A 690-nucleotide genomic window follows, 5' to 3' on the forward strand; every position below is an offset into this window, starting at 1 on the left:
GTGATATGGCTGTGATAATTGATCACGGCCTATTTCCTACTTAAGACGCCTTTTATATTCATTACTGATAACAATCGAAGGAGGATACATTTTGAATCCTAAAATATTTCAAACCTTAGAATTTGAGAAAATACAACAACAAGTAGCAAAAGAAACCCGAACTGAAATCGGAAAAATCCAAGCTTTAAATTTAAAACCCAGTGCAGAAGCGGAAGAAATCGAGCAATCCTTACAAAGTGTTGACGATGTAAAACGCTTGTTTGAATTAGACAAACGGATCCCAGTCAGCCAACTAATTAACGTAAAACCATTCTTAAAACGATTGGATATCGGTACTGACTTAAACGGGAAAGAATTGGCTGCAGTAGGCCGGGTCTTACGAGCATCTGGTGAAGTTTCTACCTTCTTTAGCAAACTAAAAGAAGCAAAAGTAGAATTAATGCAATTGTATGCAATTGCAGATGACTTTATTGACATGCGGGATTTGATGCGTAAGATGCAAAATGCAATTGCAGATGATGGGTCAGTATATGACAATGCCTCGTCAACTTTACATGGCTTAAGACAAGGAATCAAACGTGAAGAAGCGGGTATCCGTGTCAAACTAGACCAAATAATCCGGTCTAATAAGGCTTCTTATTTAAGTGAGGCCATCATCACCATCCGGAACAACCGCTTTGTAATTCCGGT

At 38.4% G+C, this 690-nt stretch carries 1 pseudogene; it reads left to right on the forward strand.

The annotated features are described in order from the left end of the window. Positions 1-91: 91 nt before the first annotated feature. Positions 92-690 (forward strand): annotated as a pseudogene (locus ACRCJ0_RS17755) (endonuclease MutS2); the annotation flags it as partial.

Source organism: Aerococcus sp. L_32 (genome assembly GCF_050689315.1).